At 59.1% G+C, this 3,389-nt stretch carries 1 protein-coding gene; it reads left to right on the forward strand.

Annotated elements, in window-relative coordinates:
* Nucleotides 1-209: 209 nt before the first annotated feature.
* Nucleotides 210-3,389, forward strand: a 3,180-nt coding sequence (gene rpoC / locus RMO57_RS11495) for a DNA-directed RNA polymerase subunit beta' (protein ID WP_310386734.1), incomplete at its 3' end; no start/stop codon positions are given.

Genomic DNA, 3,389 nt, shown 5'->3' on the forward strand with positions numbered 1-3,389 from the left:
CTACGAGAGCATCGTCAAGGGTGAGCACACGATCGAAGCCGGCATGCCGGAGTCCTTCAATGTGCTGGTCAAGGAAATCCGGTCGCTCGGTATCGATATTGAGTTGGAACGCAACTAAGGACTTTGTGCGACAGGGCGCCGCTGCGGCGGATGCTCTGTCCCTCATTTGTTTTCTAGATTCGTTTCCAACCACAAATTAGGAGAAAGCCATGAAAGGCTTACTGGACCTGTTCAAGCAGTTCACCCCGGATGAACACTTCGACGCTATCAAGATCGGGCTCGCATCGCCCGAGAAGATTCGCTCGTGGTCATTTGGTGAGGTGAAGAAGCCTGAGACCATCAACTACCGCACCTTCAAGCCCGAACGCGACGGCTTGTTCTGCGCCAAGATTTTTGGTCCCATCAAGGACTACGAATGCCTGTGCGGCAAGTACAAGCGCCTTAAACATCGCGGCGTGATCTGCGAGAAGTGCGGCGTTGAAGTCACCCAGACCAAGGTTCGCCGTGACCGCATGGGTCACATCGATCAGGCCGCACCTTGCGCCCACATCTGGTTCCTGAAGTCCCTGCCATCGCGCTTGGGCCTGGTGCTGGACATGACGCTGCGCGACATCGAGCGTGTCTTGTACTTCGAAGCGTATGTGGTGGTTGACCCTGGCATGACCCCGTTGAAGAAATTCACGATCATGACCGAGGATGACTACGACGCGAAAGTGACCGAGTTTGGTGACGAGTTCGTTGCCTTGATGGGTGCCGAGGGCGTCAAGCGTCTGCTGGAGGACATGGATCTCGACGTCGAGATCGATCGCCTGCGCAACGACATGACTGGCTCCGAGCTGAAGGTGAAGAAGAATTCCAAGCGCCTCAAGGTGATGGAAGCCTTCAAGCGTTCGGGCATCAAGCCCAACTGGATGGTGCTGGAAGTGCTGCCGGTGTTGCCACCGGACTTGCGTCCGCTGGTGCCATTGGACGGCGGCCGCTTTGCGACCTCCGACTTGAACGACCTGTATCGCCGCGTCATCAACCGCAACAACCGCCTGGCGCGTTTGCTGGAGTTGAAGGCGCCCGAGATCATCGTGCGCAACGAAAAGCGTATGTTGCAGGAAGCGGTTGATTCGCTGTTGGACAATGGTCGTCGCGGCAAGGCCATGACGGGCGCCAACAAGCGCGCGTTGAAGTCGCTGGCCGACATGATCAAGGGCAAGGGCGGTCGTTTCCGTCAGAACTTGCTGGGTAAGCGCGTCGACTACTCTGGCCGTTCGGTCATTGTGGTGGGCCCAACGCTGAAGCTGCACCAGTGCGGTTTGCCCAAGTTGATGGCGCTTGAGTTGTTCAAGCCCTTCATCTTCTCGCGCCTCGAAGCCATGGGCATCGCGACGACGATCAAGGCCGCCAAGAAGGAAGTCGAATCCGGCTCGCCGGTCGTCTGGGACATCCTGGAGGAGGTCATCAAGGAGCACCCGGTGCTGCTGAACCGAGCGCCTACGCTGCACCGTTTGGGCATTCAGGCCTTTGAGCCGGTGTTGATCGAAGGCAAGGCGATCCAGCTGCATCCGCTGGTTTGCGCCGCCTTCAACGCCGACTTTGACGGTGACCAGATGGCCGTTCACGTGCCGCTGTCGATCGAAGCGCAGATGGAAGCCCGCACGCTGATGCTGGCCTCCAACAACGTGCTGTTCCCGGCTTCGGGCGAGCCGTCGATCGTGCCTTCGCAAGACGTGGTGCTGGGCTTGTATTACGCCACCCGCGAGCGCATCAACGGCAAGGGCGAGGGCATGATCTTCTCGGATATCTCCGAGCTGATCCGCGCCTTGGAAAACGGCGCGGTAGAAGTCACCGCCCGTATCAACGTGCGTATGGTGCAGTACACCAAGGGCGCCGTGGTCGAAGGCCAGGACATTGAGTGGATCCCCGAGACCAAGCTGGTGAGCACGACCGTTGGTCGCGCTTTGTTGAGCGAAATCTTGCCCAAGGGCCTGCCTTTCTCCAATATCGACAAGGCCTTGAAGAAGAAAGAAATCTCCAAGCTGATCAATATGTCATTCCGCAAGTGCGGTCTGAAGGAAACGGTCGTCTTGGCGGACAAGCTGCTGCAAGCCGGCTTCAAGCTGGCCACGCGCGCCGGTATTTCGATCGCCGTTGACGATATGTTGGTGCCGCCCGAGAAGCCCATGCTGATCGAGCGTGCCGAGAAGGAAGTCAAGGAGATTGAACAGCAGTACATCTCCGGTTTGGTGACTTCCGGCGAGCGTTACAACAAGGTGGTGGACATCTGGGGCAAAACCGGCGACGAAGTCGGCAAGGTCATGATGAGCCAGCTGTCCAAGCAGAAGACGACCGACCGTCACGGCAATCAAGTGGATCAGGAGTCCTTCAACTCCATCTACATGATGGCCGACTCAGGGGCGCGCGGCTCGGCCGCGCAAATTCGTCAGCTCGCCGGTATGCGCGGCCTGATGGCGAAGCCGGATGGTTCCATTATCGAAACGCCGATCACCGCGAACTTCCGCGAAGGTCTGAACGTTTTGCAGTACTTCATTTCGACCCACGGTGCGCGCAAGGGCCTGGCCGATACCGCGTTGAAGACTGCGAATTCCGGCTACCTCACACGCCGTCTGGTGGACGTTACGCAAGACCTGGTGGTGACCACTGACGACTGCGGCACGGAACTGGGTGTGGTGATGAAAGCGCTGGTTGAAGGTGGCGAAGTGGTCGAGTCGCTGCGCGAGCGCATTCTGGGCCGCGTCGCCGCGGCCGAGATTATCAATCCTGAATCCAGCGCCACGGCGTTTGAAGCCGGCGCTTTGCTCGACGAAGATGCGGTGGATGTGATTGAAGCGCTGGGCATCGATGAAGTCAAAGTGCGCACACCGCTGACTTGTGAAACGCGCCACGGCCTGTGCGTGAAATGTTACGGTCGTGACCTCGGCCGCGGTTCGGTGGTGAATGTAGGCGAAGCGGTCGGTGTGATCGCGGCGCAATCCATCGGTGAGCCGGGCACGCAGTTGACCATGCGCACCTTCCACATCGGCGGCGCCGCGTCGCGCCAAGCCGTGGTGAGCCAGATCGACAGCAAATCAGCAGGCGTGTTGCATTACGCCTCGGGTATACGTTACGTCACCAACTCGCGCAACGAGCTGGTGGTCATTTCGCGTAACGGTGAAGTGGTGATTCACGACGAGAGCAACCGGGAGCGCGAGCGTCACAAGGTGCCGTATGGCGCGATTCTGATGGTGCGCGAAGGCGAAACGCTCAAGGCGGGCCGCGTGCTTGCGACATGGGATCCGCATACGCGTCCGATCATTACCGAATACGCGGGCCGTGTGCGTTTTGAGAACGTTGAAGAGGGTGTCACGGTTGCGCGGCAGGTGGACGAGGTGACCGGGCTG

This window comes from Roseateles sp. (assembly GCF_031397715.1).
GTDB lineage: Bacteria > Pseudomonadota > Gammaproteobacteria > Burkholderiales > Burkholderiaceae_C > Paucibacter_A.